We start from the raw sequence: 15,939 nt of genomic DNA, 5'->3' as shown, positions 1-15,939 counted from the left end.
TTGAGATCACGGCATTTCGGTCGCGGGAAGGGTGATGGTGAAGGTCGAGCCTTTGCCGGGCCCTTCGCTGTCGGCGGTCACCTCGCCGCCATGCATGTCGACAATACGCTTGACGATGGAGAGCCCAAGCCCCGTCGAGCTCTCGCCTGCGGTCGGCTTGGCCGACAGCCGCTGGAACCGGCCGAACAGGCGGCCGAGATCTTCCGGCGACAGGCCGGCGCCCTCGTCGCTGACGCGGACGACGGTGTCGCTGCCCTCGTGGCTGACGACCACGTCGATCTTGCCGCCGATTGGTGAGTATTTGATGGCGTTGCTGATGAGATTGTCGATGGCTTCGCGGATGCGGTCGGTGTCGCACATGGTGACGATGTTGGCCGGCGCGGCGACGCTGATCGCCTGCTGCTTGTTGACGGCGAGCGGCTGGTTGGCCTCGGCGACCTCCTTGACCAGGGCGGCGACGTCGACCGGCTCGCGGCGGATGGTGATGTCGAAGGCGTCAGCCATCGCATCCGAGATCAGATGGTCGACCATCGTGGTCAGGCGCTTGGTGGCGTCGCGGATGTGGTCGACCTGGGCGACCACGCCGTTTTCCGAGGCGCCGGTCGAGATCAGCTCCTTCAGCATCTCGGTGCGGCCGAGGATGACGCCGAGCGGGTTCTTCAGATCGTGCGCGACCGTGCCCAAAATCTCGTTCTTGAAGCCGTTGGCGCGCTGCAGCCGCAGCCATTGCGCCGAGAGGCGGCGATTGGCCTGCATCAGCGCGCGGGTGCGCTGGGCGACGCGGTCCTCCAGCTGGGTGTTGGCGGCCTGGAGCTGCTGGTAGAGGATGACGTTGTCGAAGGCGATCGAGAGCCTTGAGGAGAAGATCTCGACCAGCGAGCGATCGGTCTCGGACAATTCGCGCTCGGCCTGCAGCAGCACCACCACCTCGCGGCCGGATCCGGTGCGCAAATAGATCACGCTGCGGTGGTCGGCGAATTCGTTCTTGCGGCGCTGGAACGCGGCCTCCACCATCTCGCGCAGCTCGGGGTCGAGCGCCTTCGACGTCGTGGTGCCGATGAAGCGGCTGTAGCAGCCGCTGCCGGCGAGCACCGAGAGCTCCGGGTCGATGCCGCCATTGTCGCGCAAGACCAGTATACCGGCGCAATCGACGTTGAGCAGCGAGGCGAGCTGGGTCAGCACGCCCTCGGCGAGCCGCTGCATCGACTTGAAGTCGTACAGCGTCGAGGCCGCGTCGATGATGATCTCGAGCCCGCGCCTTGTCTGCACCATGCGCTCAAGCTGCTGATAGGAGCGCAGCGCCGCGGTCAGCGAGGTGAACAGCTTGTCGGCGGTGAGCTCGGTCTTGGCCTTGTAGTCGTTGATGTCGTACTGCACGATCACGCGCCGCTCGGGCGCCTGGCCGGGCTGTCCCGTGCGCAGGATGATGCGCACCGTCTCGTTCCGGATCTCGTTGCGGATGAACTCGACCAGCTCGAGGCCGGCGACGTCGGTCTCCATGATGACGTCGAGCAGCACGGCGGCGATGTCGCTGTGCTCGGCCATCAGCTTGCGGCCTTCCGCCGCGGAATAGGCCGACAGGATCTCCAGGCTCTGGCCGTTGAGGCTATAGTCGGACAGCGCAAAACGGGTGCCGTCATGCACGGCCGGATCGTCGTCGATGACGGCGATCTTCCATTTCCGGGCGTTGGCATCCTCCGACGCGGTACCGGTATCGTCGATCAGGTGGAGGACATCGTCCTGTTCGGCCATTGAGAAGTCCCGTCACTTTCTGTGCTTTGCGCGCCGCCCTTGGCGACCCGGGGCATGATAATGCGAAAAGTGGTGCCTTGTCCCAGCTTGGATTCCAGCATCATGCGCCCGCCGAGCTGCTGGGTGACGAGGTTATAGACGATATGAAGCCCGAGTCCCGTGCCGCCTTCATTGCGCCGGGTGGTAAAGAAAGGGTCAAAGGCCTGGCGCTGCACGTCGGGGGTCATGCCGGCCCCGTCGTCGGTGAAGATAAGCTCGACGTCCTCGGTCCCGCGCGGCCGCGCCTGGATGATGATCGTGCCGGCACGCCCGTCGGCGAAGGCGTGATTGGCGGCGTTGAGGAAGAGGTTGGTCAGGATCTGGCCATAGGAGCCGGGATAGCCGTCGAGCAGCAGCCCCTCCGGCACGTCGACCTGCAGCGTGATCGGCGAGCGCTTCAGCACCGGGCGCAGGCTGGCGATGATCTGGTCGGTGGCCTCGCTGAGCGAGAACTGCCGCCGCTCGGCATGGGAGCGGTCGACCGCGACCTGCTTGAACGACTGGATCAGCTCGCCGGCGCGCTGCAGATTGGCGACCAGTTGCTGCGAGGCGTCGCGCGAGGACTGCACGAACTCCTCCAGCTGCGAGCGGCGCAGGCCCCCGTCGCCCTTGAGCTGGGCCTCGAAGATCTCGGTGCGCCGGGCAAAGCTCGAGGCAACTGTGAGGCTGATGCCGATCGGGTTGTTGACCTCATGCGCGACGCCGGCGACGAGGCCGCCGAGCGCCGCCAGCCGTTCGGCATCGATCAAATTCTGCTGCGCGGTATTGAGCTCGAGCAGCGCGCTCTCGGCCTTCTCCTTCGACGCGCGCAGCTCGTCCTCGGTCTCGCGCTTTGCGATCGCGTTCTCGCGGAACACCTCCACCGCGCGCGCCATGGCCCCGACCTCGTCGCGGGCCTTGGTGCCCTGCACCTCGCGGTCGAGGTCGCCGAGCGTGATCGCGCGCATCGCCGCCATGATCTGCTGCAGCGGCAGCCGGATCGACAGCGCGATCATCACGCCGGCGGTGAGGATGATGCCGAGGAAGATCACCGCGATGGAAAGGACGCGGCGGGAAATGTCCGCCAGCGTGCGGTCAAATGTCTCCTGCGCCTTCTGCTCGCGCTTGCGCATCTTGGTGGAGAGGTCGTCGATGGCGCCGATCGCCTCGGCCTGGCTGGCGTCGATGCTATTGCGGAGCAGCTCGGTGCGGCTGGCAAGCTGCTCGGAGAGCTTTGCAAAGCCCTCGCGCAGTGCGGCGGTGCGGGCCCCGAGCCGCCGCAAGGCCATCTTCTGCAGATCGTTGTCGGCGAGATCGATCATGACGGGGATGGTCTTCTCGATCGTCTCGGTGTTGCGGCGCGCGTCGTCGGCCGCGCCCGCTGACAGCGACAGATAATAGGAATTGGCCGCCACCAGCATCGCGGTGAAGGCCTCGCGGGATTTTCCGAGCGAGGGCCAGATCAGCGCGTCGCGATGGCCGGTGGCGCCTTCGATGATGGAATAGAGGCCGGCCATGTCCCTGGCCGGGCCCTGCACCTGATCCTCATAGGTCTTGGCAATGGTGGCCTGCACGCTGCGCAGCTCGCCGAAACCGTTGAGGAAGCGGTCGGTGGTGCGCTCCAGCTCCTCGACCGAGCCCGACAGCATCGGGTCCTTGGCGGCGCGGTTGGTCAGCGTGCCCAACACCGCCTCGCGCAGCAGCAGGATTTCGGCGAACAGGTCGGGGCTCGGCTGGTTGATGTAGCGGTGGATCAGATTGTGCAGGCGCCCGGTCTCGCTTTCGAGCAGCGCCAGGATCCGGTCGGACTCGCGCACCTGGCGGACGTCGCCCCAGGCCGAGCCCAGCACCTGCGCGCCGTTCCAGATCATCCCCACCAGCACCACCACCACGGCGGAGTTCAGCGCCGCGATCGACAGGATGCGCCAGCGGATCGGCACCGCGCGCAGCACGCCGACCAGCCGTGCGCGCAGCCGTCCGATCGGGCCGGACGGCCGGTCTGGGTGCTCGGTATGTCCAAGTGCAGCCAACGCGGCTCACTCCACCTTGCGAATACGTTCGATCAGCGCGGCCGCGGCGGGATCGCGCCCGGCCTTGGCGTAGATCGGGGCCATCGCGTCCTCAAACGGCTTGCGGTCGATATCCCTGATGATGGTGACGCCGGCCTCCTGCGCCTTGCGCTGCGACTGCTCCTCGAGGTCGCGCCATTTCTCGCGCATGAACCGGCTGGAGCGCTGCGCAGCCTCCCGGAAGATTTTCTGGTCGTCCGGCGACAGGCTCTGCCAGGCCTTCAGCGAGATCACCAGCACTTCGGGGCTCATCGTATGTTCGGTGAGCGTATAATGCCCGGCATGCGTGTAATGATCCGTCGTCACGAAAGATGGCCAATTGTTTTCGGCGCCGTCGATCAGATGGTTGGCGAGCCCGGTGAGCACCTGCCCATAGGGCATCTCGACCGGCTCGGCGCCGAGCGAGCGGATCATCTGGCTCATCAACTCCGACTGCTGCACCCGGATCCGCAATCCCTTGAGATCCGCGATGGTCTTCACCGGGCGGGCGCCATTGTAGATCGACCGCGCCCCGGAATCGTAGAAGGCGAGCCCGACGAAGCCATAGGGCTCGAAGCTGTTCAGAATCTCGCTGCCGATCGGGCCGTCCAGCACCTTCTGCATGTGCTCGATGGACCGGAACAGGAACGGCATGGCGAGCACGTTCATCGCCGGAACGAAGTTGCCGATCAGCGCGACATTGGTCCGGTTGAGGTCGATCGCGCCGGCCCGGGTCTGCTCGATGGTCTCCTTTTCCTCGCCAAGCTGGCGGGAATGGAACACCTTGATCTCGTGGCGGCCGCCGCTGCGCTCGGCGATCAGCGCGCCCATGTAGCGCAGCGCCTGGACGGTCGGGTAATCCTCGGTCTGGGTATCGGCGGCGCGAAATTCGCGTGCGACGGCGCCCGTCGCACAGACGGCAAGCAGAAGCGCGACGACGATCACTCCGGTCCGCGAGAGTTCGGCACGGCTCAACACTGGCACACTCAACCCCTCAGTGGTGGAGTCTATGGCGGAGGCAAAAGGTTCAATGCAATCTAGCAGATGGTCGGGGGAAGGCCATCCCGCCCGGCGCGGCCGTGTAATTGTGCGGCGCGGCCGGCGCTCATTCCCGGTTGAAACCGCAAATGCCGCGCCTTAAGCAGGGCAGCCGCCTTTGTCGCGCGGCATGGGAAGCGCCATCGTGACTTCAGCATTGCGCCTTTTGCAGCTCGTCGCCGCCTTGGCGGCCCTCTCATTGGCCGCGCCCGTGCGCGCCGCCACCGACATCGCGTGGTGGCACGCCATGTCCGGCGAGCTTGGGCGGCAATTGGAAAAGCTCGCCTCGGACTTCAACGCCTCGCAGTCCGATTACCGCATCGTGCCCGCTTACAAGGGCAACTACACCGAGACGGTGACGGCGGCGATCTTCGCCTTCCGCTCGCGCAGCCAGCCCGCGATCGTCCAGGTCAACGAGGTCGCCACCGCCACCATGACCGCGGCCAAGGGCGCGATCTATCCGGTGTTCAGCCTGATGCGGGACCAGGGCGAGCCGTTCTCGCTCAATGACTACCTGCCAGCCGTCTCCGGCTACTACACCGATGCGGCCGGCAACCTGCTGTCGTTCCCGTTCAACTCCTCGACGCCGATCCTCTACTACAACAAGACCATGTTCCGCGACGCGGGCCTCGATCCGGAGACGCCGCCGAAGACCTGGCCGGAATTGGGGGCCGCTGCAAAGCGCCTGCGCGACCGCGGCGCTGCTTGCGGCTTCACCACATCATGGCCGTCCTGGATCCATGTCGAGAATTTTTCCGCCTTCCACAATCTGCCGCTGGCGACGCGCGGGAACGGCTTTGCCGGGCTCGATGCCGAGCTGACCATCAACAATCCGGTCGTGGTCAAGCACATCGCCCAGCTCGCCGAATGGCAAAAGACAAAACTGTTCGACTATGGCGGCCGCGGCCAAGCGGCCGAGCCGCGCTTCCAGAGCGGCGAATGCGGCATCTTCATCGGCTCCTCGGCGACGCGCGCCGACATCAAGGCGAATTCGAAATTCGAGATCGGCTACGGCATGATGCCGTATTGGCCCGACGTGAAGGGCGCGCCGCAGAACTCGATCATAGGCGGCGCCACGCTTTGGGTGCTGCGCGACCGGCCGCGCGAGGAATACAAGGGCGTGGCGCGGTTCTTCGCCTATCTGTCACAGCCCGGCGTGCAGGCCGCCTGGCATCAGAACACGGGGTACTTGCCGATCACCCGCGCCGCCTCCGAGTTGACGCGCGCGCAGGGCTTTTACGAGCGCAACCCGGGCTCGTCGATCTCGTTCGAGGAGATCACGCTCAACCCGCCGACGGAGAATTCGAAGGGCATCCGGCTCGGCTCCTTCGTCCTGATCCGCGGCGCGATCGAGGACGAGCTGGAGCAGGCCTTTTCCGGCCAGAAGAGCGCGCAATCCGCCCTGGATTCCGCCGTCGAGCGCGGCAACAAACTGCTGCGCCAGTTCGAGCGCGCCAGCCCGGAACGGTAGTGCATGTTGCGATTGGGCTTCGCTGTGGCCGCGCGGGAGGCGCTCCCTCCCCCGCTTGCGGGGGAGGGTTGGGGAGAGGGCGCTCTCCACGCTGGGATTGCCTGACGTCTGCGGAGAGTGTCCCCGCGGGGAGAGAGCCCCCACCCGACGCTTCGCGTCGACCTCCCCGCAAGCGGAAGAGGTGCACCGTCTCCTCGGCTCGCACTGACGAATCAATCAAGCTCGTAACGATGATGACTAACGCTCCATCGCAACAACTCCCGGCTTTCACCGACGCCGAAAGCTTCCGCGCCTTTCGCTCCGCTTCCTCGCAATGGCTTCCGATCGCGCTCGACATTGCGCGCAGCCACGGTCTCGATATCAGCGCGCCGCATGTGTTCGCGACCGGCACCAACCTCGTCGTCGGCCTCGGCGAGGGGCCGATCCTCAAAATCTTCCCGCCGATGCTGTACGCACAATTCGTCTCCGAGCGCGGCTCGCTGATGCAGCTCAAAGGCCATCTCGATCTGCCGATCCCCGAGATCGTCGCGGAAGGGATACGCGACGGCTGGCCCTATCTCGTCATCACGCGGCTATCAGGCACGCTCGGCTCGGAGGTGTGGCCGCACCTGCCGGAAGCGCAGAAGGAACGCCTGCTGCGCCAGATCGGCGAGACCATTGCGAGCGTCCAGCGCGCCCCGCTCGGGCCGCTTGCAGAGATCGAGCCGCGCTGGGACGATTTCATGCGTGCCCAGATGCAGGGCTGCAGGGCGCGGCACACGCGTCTCGGCCTCGCGCCGAAATTTCTTGCCGGCCTCGATGATCTCCTGTGCGATGCGGAAAAGCTCATCCCGCTGGATGCGCCGCCGGTCTTTCTGGTCGGCGAGTACATTCCGGAGAACTTCCTGCTCGCCTGCGATGACGGCCAGTGGTCGCTCAAAGGCCTGTTCGACTTCGGGGACGTGCTGGCGGGATGGCGCGATTACGACCTGCTCGGCCCCGGGGCGTTCATGGCGGCGGGCCGGCCGGGAAGGGTGAAGAGCCTGCTCAAAGGCTTCGGCTATGCGAAGCTCGACTACACGCTCAAGCGCCGGCTGATGGCCCTGATGCTGCTGCACCGCGCCAGCGACCTCAACAGCCACATCTGCATCGCGGGCTGGCAGGAGCAGGCGGACGATCTGGTCGAGCTGCAGGAGCTGATCTGGGCGGGGTGAGCGCCGGCCCCACCTCTCTCCGTCATTCCGGGGCGCCGCGGAGCGGCGAGCCCGGAATCCATGATCCTGTGCGTGCTGCCGCCCGATGGATTCCGGGCTCGATGCTGCGCATCGCCCCGGATGGCAGCCGTGCTTATTGGGCGGGCGCCAATCAAATTAAGCTCATTGAATAGGCAAATCTGTATCTTTGTATGCAATATCGGGAGATCGAGACGAAGGCCGCGACGCGCCTAAATCGACATTTCATAAGCGATATCAGTTCATTAACTTGATCGTAAACATCCGTTAAGCTCTGGCACGAACCTTGCGAATCCGGTTCCAACCAAAAACGTTGTGTTGGAGCGATTTCATGAAGCGCCGCGATTTCCTCAAGTCCGTTTCCGGATTGGCCGCCGGAGCGGCGCTTCCGGCCATGCCCCAGGTCATCTCTTCCGCTTATGCCGACGCCCGTTCGGAGACGCTGCTGATCGTCTCGGAAGGCGGCCCCAACAATCTCGACATCCACGGCGTCGGCACCAACGTGCCCGGCTATGAGGTGTCCTGGAATTGCTACGACCGCCTGATCAGCCACGCGATGAAGAGCGGCCCGGGCGGCGTGCCCTATTACGACCGCGACAAGTTCAAGGGCGAGCTCGCCGAAGATTTCAGGATCGACGACATGTCGGTCACCTTCAAGCTGAAGAAGAACGCCAAATTCCACGACGGCGCGCCGGTGACCGCCAAGGACGTGAAATGGTCGCTCGACCGCGCCGTCAGCGTCGGCGGCTTCCCGACCTTCCAGATGAGCGCGGGCTCGCTGACCAAGCCGGAGCAGTTCGTCGTGATCGACGACTACACCGTGCGCGTCGACTTCCTGAAAAAGGACAAGCTCACGATCCCCGATCTCGCCGTGATCGTGCCCTGCATCGTCAACTCCGAGCTGGTGAAGAAGAACGCCAGCGAGAAGGACCCCTGGGGTCTCGAGTTCACAAAACAGCAGACCGCTGGCTCCGGCGCCTACAAGGTGACGAAATGGACCGCGGGCACCGAAGTCATCATGGAGCGCAACGAGGATTGGGTCGGCGGCCCCTTGCCGAAGATCAAGCGCGTGATCTGGCGCATGGTGCCGCAGGCCGGCAACCGCCGCGCGCTCTTGGAACGCGGCGATGCCGACATCTCCTACGAACTGCCGAACAAGGACTTTCAGGAGATGAAGGCCAACGGCAAGCTCAACGTGGTGTCGCTGCCGTTCTCCAACGGCATCCAGTATATCGGCATGAACGTCACCAAGCCGCCCTTCGACAATCCGAAGGTGCGTCAGGCGGTCGCCTATGCGCTGCCCTATCAGAAGATCATGGAGGCCGTGATGTTCGGCCTTGCCAACCCGATGTTCGGCGCACCTGCGGACAAGGCCACCGAAGTCGCCTGGCCGCAGCCGCACAAATACAACACCGACATGGACAAGGCGAAGGCGCTGCTTAGCGAAGCCGGCTACGCAGGCGGCTTCGAGACCACGATCTCGTTCGATCTGAATTTCGCCGGCGTCAACGAGCCGCTCTGCGTGCTGGTGCAGGAGAGCCTCGCGCAGATCGGGATCAAGACCACCATCAACAAGGTGCCCGGCGCCAACTGGCGCACCGAATTGAACAAGAAGGAGATGCCGCTCTTCACCAACGTATTCTCGGGCTGGCTCGATTACCCCGAATACTTCTTCTACTGGTGCTATCACGGCAACAATTCCGTCTTCAACACCATGAGCTACAAGTCGGCGGAGATGGACAAGTTGATCGACGGCGCGCGCACCGCCGCTGCGGCCGGCGATACAGCGGCCTACGACAAGGACGTGAAGGGCTTCGTCGATCTCGCCTACACCGACATCCCGCGTATCCCGCTGTACCAGCCCTTCGTCAACGTCGCGATGCAGAAGAACATCAGCGGCTATCAGTATTGGTTCCACCGGCGGCTCGATTATCGCGCGATGGCGAAGGGGTGAGGGTAGCGAATAGCGAGAGCGCTAGGCAGTCGAACATGATGTTCAAAAGCTTGTCGGCTGGCTCCGTCCGCCTCTCCCGCTTGCGGGGGAGGCCGACGCGCTCGAAGAGCGCGGCGGGTGGGGGCTCTCTCCACACGGAGAACCCCAATGCGGAAGCACTCCCACCCCAACCCTCCCCCGCAAGCGGGAGAGGGGGCGCAGTTGTGCCTGTTGCGTCATCTCCTCTCATCACGGGAAGTCGCCCATGCTGACCATGATCGGCAAGCGCTTGATGTTCGCGATTCCCTCGCTGATCGGCGTGGTCATCGTCACCTTCCTGCTGACACGCGCGCTGCCCGGTGATCCCGCCGCTTATTTCGCCGGTCCCGCCGCGACCAAGGAAGCCGTCGAGCAGATCCGCAAGAAGCTCGGCCTCGACAAGCCGCTGATCGAGCAGTTCTTCCGCTACACCAATGATCTTGCCCACGGCGATTTCGGCAACTCGCTGACGACGGGTCAGCCGGTCGCGGCCGAGATCCGCAACCGCCTGCCGGCCTCGGCTGAACTCACGCTGCTCGGCCTCATCGTCTCCGTCGTGATTGCAATTCCGCTCGGCGTCCTCGCGGCGACGCGGCCGGGATCGTGGGTCGATCATTTATGCCGCGTCACGACGACGGCCGGCGTCTCGCTGCCGGTGTTCTTCACTGGCCTCGTGCTGGTCTATGTCTTCTATTTCCGGCTCGGCTGGTCGCCGGCGCCGCTCGGGCGTCTCGACGTGTTCACCAGCGCGCCGCCGACGGTGACCGGCTTCTATCTGATCGACACCCTGATCGCGCGCGATCTCGAAGCGTTCCGCTCGGCGCTGAGCCAGCTCATCTTGCCGGCGACCACGCTGGCGATCTTCTCGCTGGCGCCGATCGCGCGCATGACGCGCGCCTCGATGCTGGCGGTGCTCGCGTCCGAATTCGTCCGCACCGCGCGCGCCAGTGGCCTGTCGCCGTCGACCGTCATCGTCACCTACGCGTTTCGGAACGCGATGCTGCCCGTGATCACCACGCTCAGCATGGTGTTCTCGTTCCTGCTCGGCGCCAACGTGCTGGTGGAGAAAGTGTTCGCCTGGCCGGGCATCGGCTCCTATGCGGTGGAAGCGCTGATCTCGTCGGACTTCGCGCCGGTGCAGGGTTTTGTGCTCACCATGGCGGTCATGTACGTGCTGCTCAATCTCGTGATCGACATTTTGTACGGCGTGATCGATCCGCGCGTGCGGTTGGAAGGGTAGACCGTCATGATCTCGCCCAATACGAGCCACGCGAGCGGTCCGCTCCCTCTCCCGCTTGCGGGGGAGGGCTGGGGAGGGGGGTCTCCGCGGGCGAGAGCCCCCAAGAGGAGAGAGCCCTCACCCGCGCCTTTGGCGCGACCTCTCCCGCAAGCGGGAGAGGTGAAGCGCGCTCGCCGCTTGGCCGTTCGTCCCCACGCTCAGAAGCTCCAGGAGTAAAGCCATGAGCTCCGTTGCGCCTGCTGTTGAACCCGTCGGTCCCGCGCGCACCTCCGGCCTCGTCGCGGTGCTCGAACAGACCCGCTACGTCCTCAGCGAAAACAAGGTCACCGGTTTTGCCTTCGCATTGCTGATCCTGATCCTCGCCGCCGCGATCGTCGGCCCTTATCTCGTGCCGTACGATCCGCTCGCCTCCGACACCGCCGCGGCGCTGAAGCCGCCGTCGGCCGCGCACTGGTTCGGCACCGACCAGCTGGGGCGCGACATCTTCAGCCGCGTCGTCGTCGCGACACGGCTCGATACGTTCATCGCGGTCGCCTCGGTCGCGCTGGTGTTCCTGATGGGCGGCCTTGCCGGTATCGCGGCCGGCTATTTCGGCGGCTGGACCGATCGCATCGTCGGCCGCATCGCCGACACCATCATGGCCTTCCCGCTGTTCGTGCTGGCCATGGGCATCGTCGCCGCGCTCGGCAACACCGTGCAGAACATCATCCTGGCCACCGCCATCGTGAATTTCCCGCTCTACGCCCGCGTCGCGCGCGCCGAGGCCAATGTCCGCCGCAATGCCGGCTTCGTGCAGGCCGCGCGCCTGTCGGGCAACGGCGAATTCCGCATCCTCCTGGTGCATATCCTGCCGAACATCATGCCGATCATGATCGTGCAGATGTCGCTGACCATGGGCTACGCCATCCTCAACGCCGCGGGCCTGTCCTTCATCGGCCTTGGCGTTCGCCCGCCGACCGCCGAATGGGGCATCATGGTCGCCGAGGGCGCCGGCTTCATGGTGTCAGGCGAATGGTGGATCGCACTCTTCCCCGGTCTCGCGCTGATGATTGCCGTGTTCTGCTTCAATCTCCTCGGCGACGGCCTGCGCGACATCGTCGACCCCCAGCGGAGGACGTGATGATGGTTGGGGGCAGAGAGAAGATCGGGACGCTTGGGAGTGTGGTTGCCACGGCTCTCTCATTCCCTCCCCCCTTGTGGGGGAGGGGAAGGGAGGGGGGTAGCCACGAACTCCGACTTCGCTTGGAGCCACCCCTCTCCCCAACCCTCCCCCGCAAGGGGGGAGGGAGCGAGAGGCCGGTGCCTGCCTCACGCGTAAATCTACGTCAAAAATTCCCCAACGAATCCAACCTCTTTCTACTGCGCATGGGGTTGTTTTCGCGTTTTTTGATCGGCAGGCCCGCATGACCGCCCAGCCGCTGCTCGATGTCCAGGACCTCACCGTCGAATTCACCACCCGCCGCGGCATCGTCAAGGCCGTACAGCACGTCAATATTTCCGTCGCCAAGGGCGAGACGCTCGCCATCGTCGGTGAATCAGGCTCGGGCAAGTCGGTGACGTCCTACGCGGTGATGCGCATTCTCGATCGCGCCGGCAAGATCGCCGAGGGCTCGGTGATGTTCTCCGGCATCGACGTGAAGGCTGCGACCGAAGACCAGATGCGCGACCTGCGCGGCCGCGAAGTCTCGATGATCTTTCAGAACCCGCGCGCGGCGCTGAACCCGATCCGAAAAGTCGGCGACCAGATCGAGGACGTCTTGCGCACCCATGTGCAGCAGGCCCAGGTCAAGGATCACGGCGAGAAGGCGATCGAGGCGCTGGAGCAGGTCAAGATCGCCCGTCCGCGCGAGCGCTACCACGCCTATCCGTTCGAGCTCTCGGGCGGCATGTGCCAGCGCGTCGTTATCGCGCTCGCGCTCGCCTGCAATCCGCAGCTGCTGATCGCGGACGAGCCGACCACCGGCCTCGACGTCACCACACAGAAAGCGGTGATGGACCTGATCGTCGAGCTCACAAAACGCAAGGCGATGTCGACCATCCTGATCACCCACGATCTCGGCCTCGCCGCCGCCCATTGCGACCGCGTCGTGGTGATGGAGAAGGGCCGCGTGGTCGAGACCGCCAAGGCCGCCGACATTTTTGCGAACCCGCAACACCCCTACACCAAGAAGCTGATGCGCGCGACGCCGCGGCTGGGTGTGAGCTTGCGGGATCTGTTGCCGGAGGAGGAGGGTGCTTCACCTGCCGCGAGCGCGTTGCTCGTGGAAACCGCTCCCGCCGCCGAGGAGCGGCAGAAACCCCTCCTCCTCGTCGAAAAGCTCGTCAAGGAATACCCGCGCCAGGGTGCCACCGCGACGCTCGGAAAACTGTTCGGCCGCAAGCCGCCGCTGGAGCCGGACGTGTTCCGCGCCGTCGACGGCATCAGCTTTTCGATCGGCCATGGCGAGAGCGTCGGCCTCGTCGGCGAGTCCGGCTGCGGCAAGTCGACCACGTCGATGATGGTGATGCGGCTCCTGGACCAGACCTCCGGCCTGATCCAGTTCGACGGCGAGGACATCGGCGCCATCCAGCCTGCGTCCTTCGCCCGACTGCCGCAGCGCAGCCGCATCCAGATGGTGTTCCAGGATCCGACCGACAGCCTCAACCCGCGCTTCACCGCTGCGCGCGCCATCGCCGACCCGATCATGCAATTGGGCGACATCAGGGGACGCGATGCGCTTCGCGCCCGCTGTGAGGAGCTGGCCACCATGGTCGGCCTGCCGCACAACCTGCTGGATCGTTTCCCGCACCAGCTCTCCGGCGGCCAGAAGGCGCGCGTCGGCATTGCCCGCGCCATTGCGCTGCATCCAAAACTGGTCATCCTGGATGAGCCGACGGCGGCGCTGGACGTCTCTGTGCAGGCTGTCGTTCTGAACCTGCTTCAGGATCTCAAGGCGCGGCTAGGTATGAGCTATCTGTTCGTCTCGCATGATTTGAACGTAGTGCGCTTGCTGTGCGATCGTGTCATTGTGATGCGGACCGGTCGAATCGTCGAAGAGGGCTCTTCCGAGCAGGTCCTCAGCGATCCGCAGGACGACTACACCAAGGAGCTGCTGACGGCGATCCCGCATCCGCCGTTGCAGGTACACTAGAGCATGATCCGGAAAAGTGCGCAGCGGTTTTCCGAAAAGATCATGCTCAAATAACAACCTAGAGAGATAGTTTGGGAGCGTGATGGCCGAGCCGCTGGACGACTATATCGACGCCGTATCGAAAGCGCTGGCGCTGCCGGTCGAGGAGGCCTGGAGGCCGGCGGTGCGCGCCAACCTCGAAGTCTCGCTGCGGCTCGCCCGCCTCGTCGACGAATTCGCGTTGCCGGACGAGACCGAGCCGGCACCGATTTTCACGGCGTGATGCTGCCATGACCAGCAAGCCAGAGATGACGGGCGCCGAAATCGCGAGTGCAGTCGCGGGCCGCAGGATGTCCGCGCTCGACGCCACGGAAGCCGCGCTGTCGCGCATCAAGCAGCACGACGGCATCCTCAATTCCTTCACCGACGTCACCGCCGATCGCGCTCGTGCGAAGGCGCGTGCCATCGACGCCGACATCGCCGCCGGCAAGGAAGTCGGCCCGCTCGCCGGCGTGCCTTTCGCGGTGAAGAACCTGTTTGACGTCGCGGGCCTTTCGACGCGCGCGGGCTCGAAGATCAACCGGGATCGCGTCCCCGCAGCGCGCGATGCGACGCTGATCGAGCGCATGGAGGCGGCCGGCGCGGTGCTGGTCGGTGCGCTCAACATGGGCGAATACGCCTACGACTTCACCGGCGAGAACGTCCATGACGGTCCCTCGCGCAATCCGCATGACACAACGCGGATGACCGGCGGCTCCTCCGGCGGCTCGGGCAGCGCCGTCGGCGGCGCGCTGGTGCCGATCGCGCTCGGCTCGGACACCAACGGCTCGATCCGCGTGCCGTCCTCGTTTTGCGGCATTTTTGGTTTGAAGCCGACCTATGGCCGGCTGTCGCGGGCGCGCTCGTTCCCGTTCGTCGCGAGCCTCGATCATCTCGGCCCGTTCGCGCGCTCGGCCGCCGATCTCGCGCTCGCCTATGACGCGATGCAGGGCCCGGACGCGGAGGACAGCGCCTGCACGACGCGCGGTCTGGAGCCGACGCTGCCGCTGATCGCCAACCCGGTCTCGGATCTGCGCATCGCCATCGCCGGCGGGTATTTCCAGAAGAACGTGTTTCCGGAAGCGGTCGAGGCCGTCAGCCGCGTTGCCAAGGCGCTTGGCGCAACCAAGGTGGTCGATATCCCCGAAGCCGCGCGCGCCCGCGCGGCGGCTTATGTCATCACCACCACCGAGGGCGCTTCGCTGCATCTCGATCGCCTGCGCAAGCGGCCGAACGATTTCGATCCGGCCGTGCGCGACCGGCTGATCGCGGGTGCGATGGTGCCTGCGCCGATGGTCGATCGGGCGCAAAAATTCCGCCGCTGGTATCGCGCGCAGCTCGCCGAGATCTTCAAGACCGTCGACGTGCTGCTCGCGCCGGCGACGCCCTGCACCGCGCCAAAGCTCGGTCAGGTGAATTTCAACCTCGACGGCGTCGAGCTGCCGGTGCGCGCCAATATCGGCATCCACACCCAGCCGATCTCCTTCATCGGCCTGCCGGTGGTCGCCGTGCCAGTGCCGCTCGAGCCGCTGCCGATCGGCGTGCAGATCATCGCGGCGCCCTGGCGCGAGGACATTGCGCTCCGCGTTGCCTACGCCCTGGAAAAGATGGGCGTCGCCGCAGCGCCCGCGCCGAGAGGAGTCTGACATGGAGATCGATCTCCCCGAGGTGATCGCGGAAGTCAAAGCCGCGTTCGATCGCTATGAGCAGGCCCTCGTCAGCAACGACGTGGCCGTGCTCGGCGAGCTCTTCCGCAACGATCCCCGCACGCTGCGTTACGGCATCGGCGAGAATCTCTATGGCTATGAGGCGATCAGCGGTTTCCGCGCCGGCCGCTCGCCGGTCGGCCTGAACCGCCGCACCGCAAAGACCGTCATCTCCAGCTACGGCCGCGACACGGCCGTGGCCTCCACTTTGTTCTATCGCGACACCGCGCCCGGCAAGGTCGGCCGGCAGATGCAGACCTGGATTCGCTTCCCGGAGGGCTGGCGCGTCGTCGCTGCCCATGTCAGCATCATCGACGAGCCGAAAGAGACCTGA

Annotated in this window: 12 protein-coding genes; 9 read left to right on the top strand and 3 right to left on the bottom strand. The window is 65.2% G+C overall.

Features of this window, described 5'->3' with window-relative positions:
* Positions 1 to 6: 6 nt before the first annotated feature.
* Genes GGD65_RS14625 through GGD65_RS14615 form a run of 3 tightly spaced genes read right to left on the bottom strand, consistent with a single transcriptional unit; the run spans position 7 to position 4,802 of the window.
* Positions 7 to 1,752, bottom strand: a complete 1,746-nt coding sequence (locus GGD65_RS14625) for a DUF3369 domain-containing protein (RefSeq protein WP_038970747.1) — start codon at positions 1,750 to 1,752, stop codon at positions 7 to 9.
* On the bottom strand, positions 1,722 to 3,800 hold the full coding sequence (locus GGD65_RS14620; protein ID WP_210311080.1) for an ATP-binding protein: 2,079 nt from the start codon (positions 3,798 to 3,800) through the stop codon (positions 1,722 to 1,724). The genes GGD65_RS14625 and GGD65_RS14620 overlap by 31 nt, the downstream gene beginning before the upstream one ends.
* Before the next feature lie 6 nt (positions 3,801 to 3,806).
* Positions 3,807 to 4,802 carry a TRAP transporter substrate-binding protein gene (locus GGD65_RS14615; RefSeq protein WP_018316846.1) on the bottom strand — a complete coding sequence of 332 codons (996 nt, stop codon included), beginning with the start codon at positions 4,800 to 4,802 and terminating at the stop codon, positions 3,807 to 3,809.
* A gap of 184 nt (positions 4,803 to 4,986) precedes the next feature.
* Between GGD65_RS14615 and ugpB the strand changes: the two genes are divergently transcribed.
* The 9 genes from ugpB (at position 4,987) to hpxZ (ending at position 15,939) form a co-directional block, all read left to right on the top strand.
* Entirely contained in the window at positions 4,987 to 6,327 is a 1,341-nt protein-coding gene (gene ugpB, locus GGD65_RS14610) for a sn-glycerol-3-phosphate ABC transporter substrate-binding protein UgpB (protein WP_183235701.1), read from the top strand.
* Positions 6,328 to 6,560: 233 nt separating this feature from the next.
* On the top strand, positions 6,561 to 7,520 hold the full coding sequence (locus GGD65_RS14605) for a phosphotransferase (protein ID WP_183235853.1): 960 nt from the start codon (positions 6,561 to 6,563) through the stop codon (positions 7,518 to 7,520).
* A 349-nt stretch (positions 7,521 to 7,869) separates the two neighbouring features.
* Positions 7,870 to 9,492, top strand: coding sequence for an ABC transporter substrate-binding protein (locus GGD65_RS14600; protein ID WP_183235700.1), 1,623 nt, complete (start codon positions 7,870 to 7,872; stop codon positions 9,490 to 9,492).
* 244 nt (positions 9,493 to 9,736) lie between these two features.
* On the top strand, positions 9,737 to 10,750 hold the full coding sequence (locus tag GGD65_RS14595; RefSeq protein WP_179740144.1) for an ABC transporter permease: 1,014 nt from the start codon (positions 9,737 to 9,739) through the stop codon (positions 10,748 to 10,750).
* 220 nt (positions 10,751 to 10,970) lie between these two features.
* A complete protein-coding gene (locus GGD65_RS14590; RefSeq protein WP_183235699.1) occupies positions 10,971 to 11,870 on the top strand; it encodes an ABC transporter permease in 900 nt (299 codons plus the stop codon).
* Between the two features lie 283 nt (positions 11,871 to 12,153).
* Complete coding sequence (locus GGD65_RS14585; RefSeq protein ID WP_183235698.1) at positions 12,154 to 13,881, top strand: ABC transporter ATP-binding protein; 1,728 nt, start codon at positions 12,154 to 12,156, stop codon at positions 13,879 to 13,881.
* An 82-nt stretch (positions 13,882 to 13,963) separates the two neighbouring features.
* A complete protein-coding gene (locus GGD65_RS14580) occupies positions 13,964 to 14,143 on the top strand; it encodes a DUF4089 domain-containing protein (RefSeq protein ID WP_018316853.1) in 180 nt (59 codons plus the stop codon).
* 7 nt (positions 14,144 to 14,150) lie between these two features.
* A complete protein-coding gene (locus tag GGD65_RS14575; RefSeq protein WP_183235697.1) occupies positions 14,151 to 15,545 on the top strand; it encodes an AtzE family amidohydrolase in 1,395 nt (464 codons plus the stop codon).
* Position 15,546: 1 nt separating this feature from the next.
* Positions 15,547 to 15,939 carry an oxalurate catabolism protein HpxZ gene (gene hpxZ, locus GGD65_RS14570; RefSeq protein ID WP_018316855.1) on the top strand — a complete coding sequence of 131 codons (393 nt, stop codon included), beginning with the start codon at positions 15,547 to 15,549 and terminating at the stop codon, positions 15,937 to 15,939.

It is taken from the genome of Bradyrhizobium sp. CIR18, from assembly GCF_014198295.1.
In the GTDB taxonomy this organism is placed as follows: Bacteria; Pseudomonadota; Alphaproteobacteria; order Rhizobiales; family Xanthobacteraceae; genus Bradyrhizobium.
Note: the sequence above shows the minus strand (reverse complement) of the source record. Positions and strands in the feature narration are given on the sequence as shown.

Coding starts and splice junctions, on each gene's coding strand:
- GGD65_RS14625 (WP_038970747.1), bottom strand. CDS start 1,752: ATGGCCGAACAGGACGATGTCCTCCACCTGATCGACGATACCGGTACC.
- ugpB (WP_183235701.1), top strand. CDS start 4,987: ATGGGAAGCGCCATCGTGACTTCAGCATTGCGCCTTTTGCAGCTCGTC.
- GGD65_RS14605 (WP_183235853.1), top strand. CDS start 6,561: ATGACTAACGCTCCATCGCAACAACTCCCGGCTTTCACCGACGCCGAA.
- GGD65_RS14600 (WP_183235700.1), top strand. CDS start 7,870: ATGAAGCGCCGCGATTTCCTCAAGTCCGTTTCCGGATTGGCCGCCGGA.
- GGD65_RS14595 (WP_179740144.1), top strand. CDS start 9,737: ATGCTGACCATGATCGGCAAGCGCTTGATGTTCGCGATTCCCTCGCTG.
- GGD65_RS14590 (WP_183235699.1), top strand. CDS start 10,971: ATGAGCTCCGTTGCGCCTGCTGTTGAACCCGTCGGTCCCGCGCGCACC.
- GGD65_RS14585 (WP_183235698.1), top strand. CDS start 12,154: ATGACCGCCCAGCCGCTGCTCGATGTCCAGGACCTCACCGTCGAATTC.
- GGD65_RS14580 (WP_018316853.1), top strand. CDS start 13,964: ATGGCCGAGCCGCTGGACGACTATATCGACGCCGTATCGAAAGCGCTG.
- GGD65_RS14575 (WP_183235697.1), top strand. CDS start 14,151: ATGACCAGCAAGCCAGAGATGACGGGCGCCGAAATCGCGAGTGCAGTC.
- hpxZ (WP_018316855.1), top strand. CDS start 15,547: ATGGAGATCGATCTCCCCGAGGTGATCGCGGAAGTCAAAGCCGCGTTC.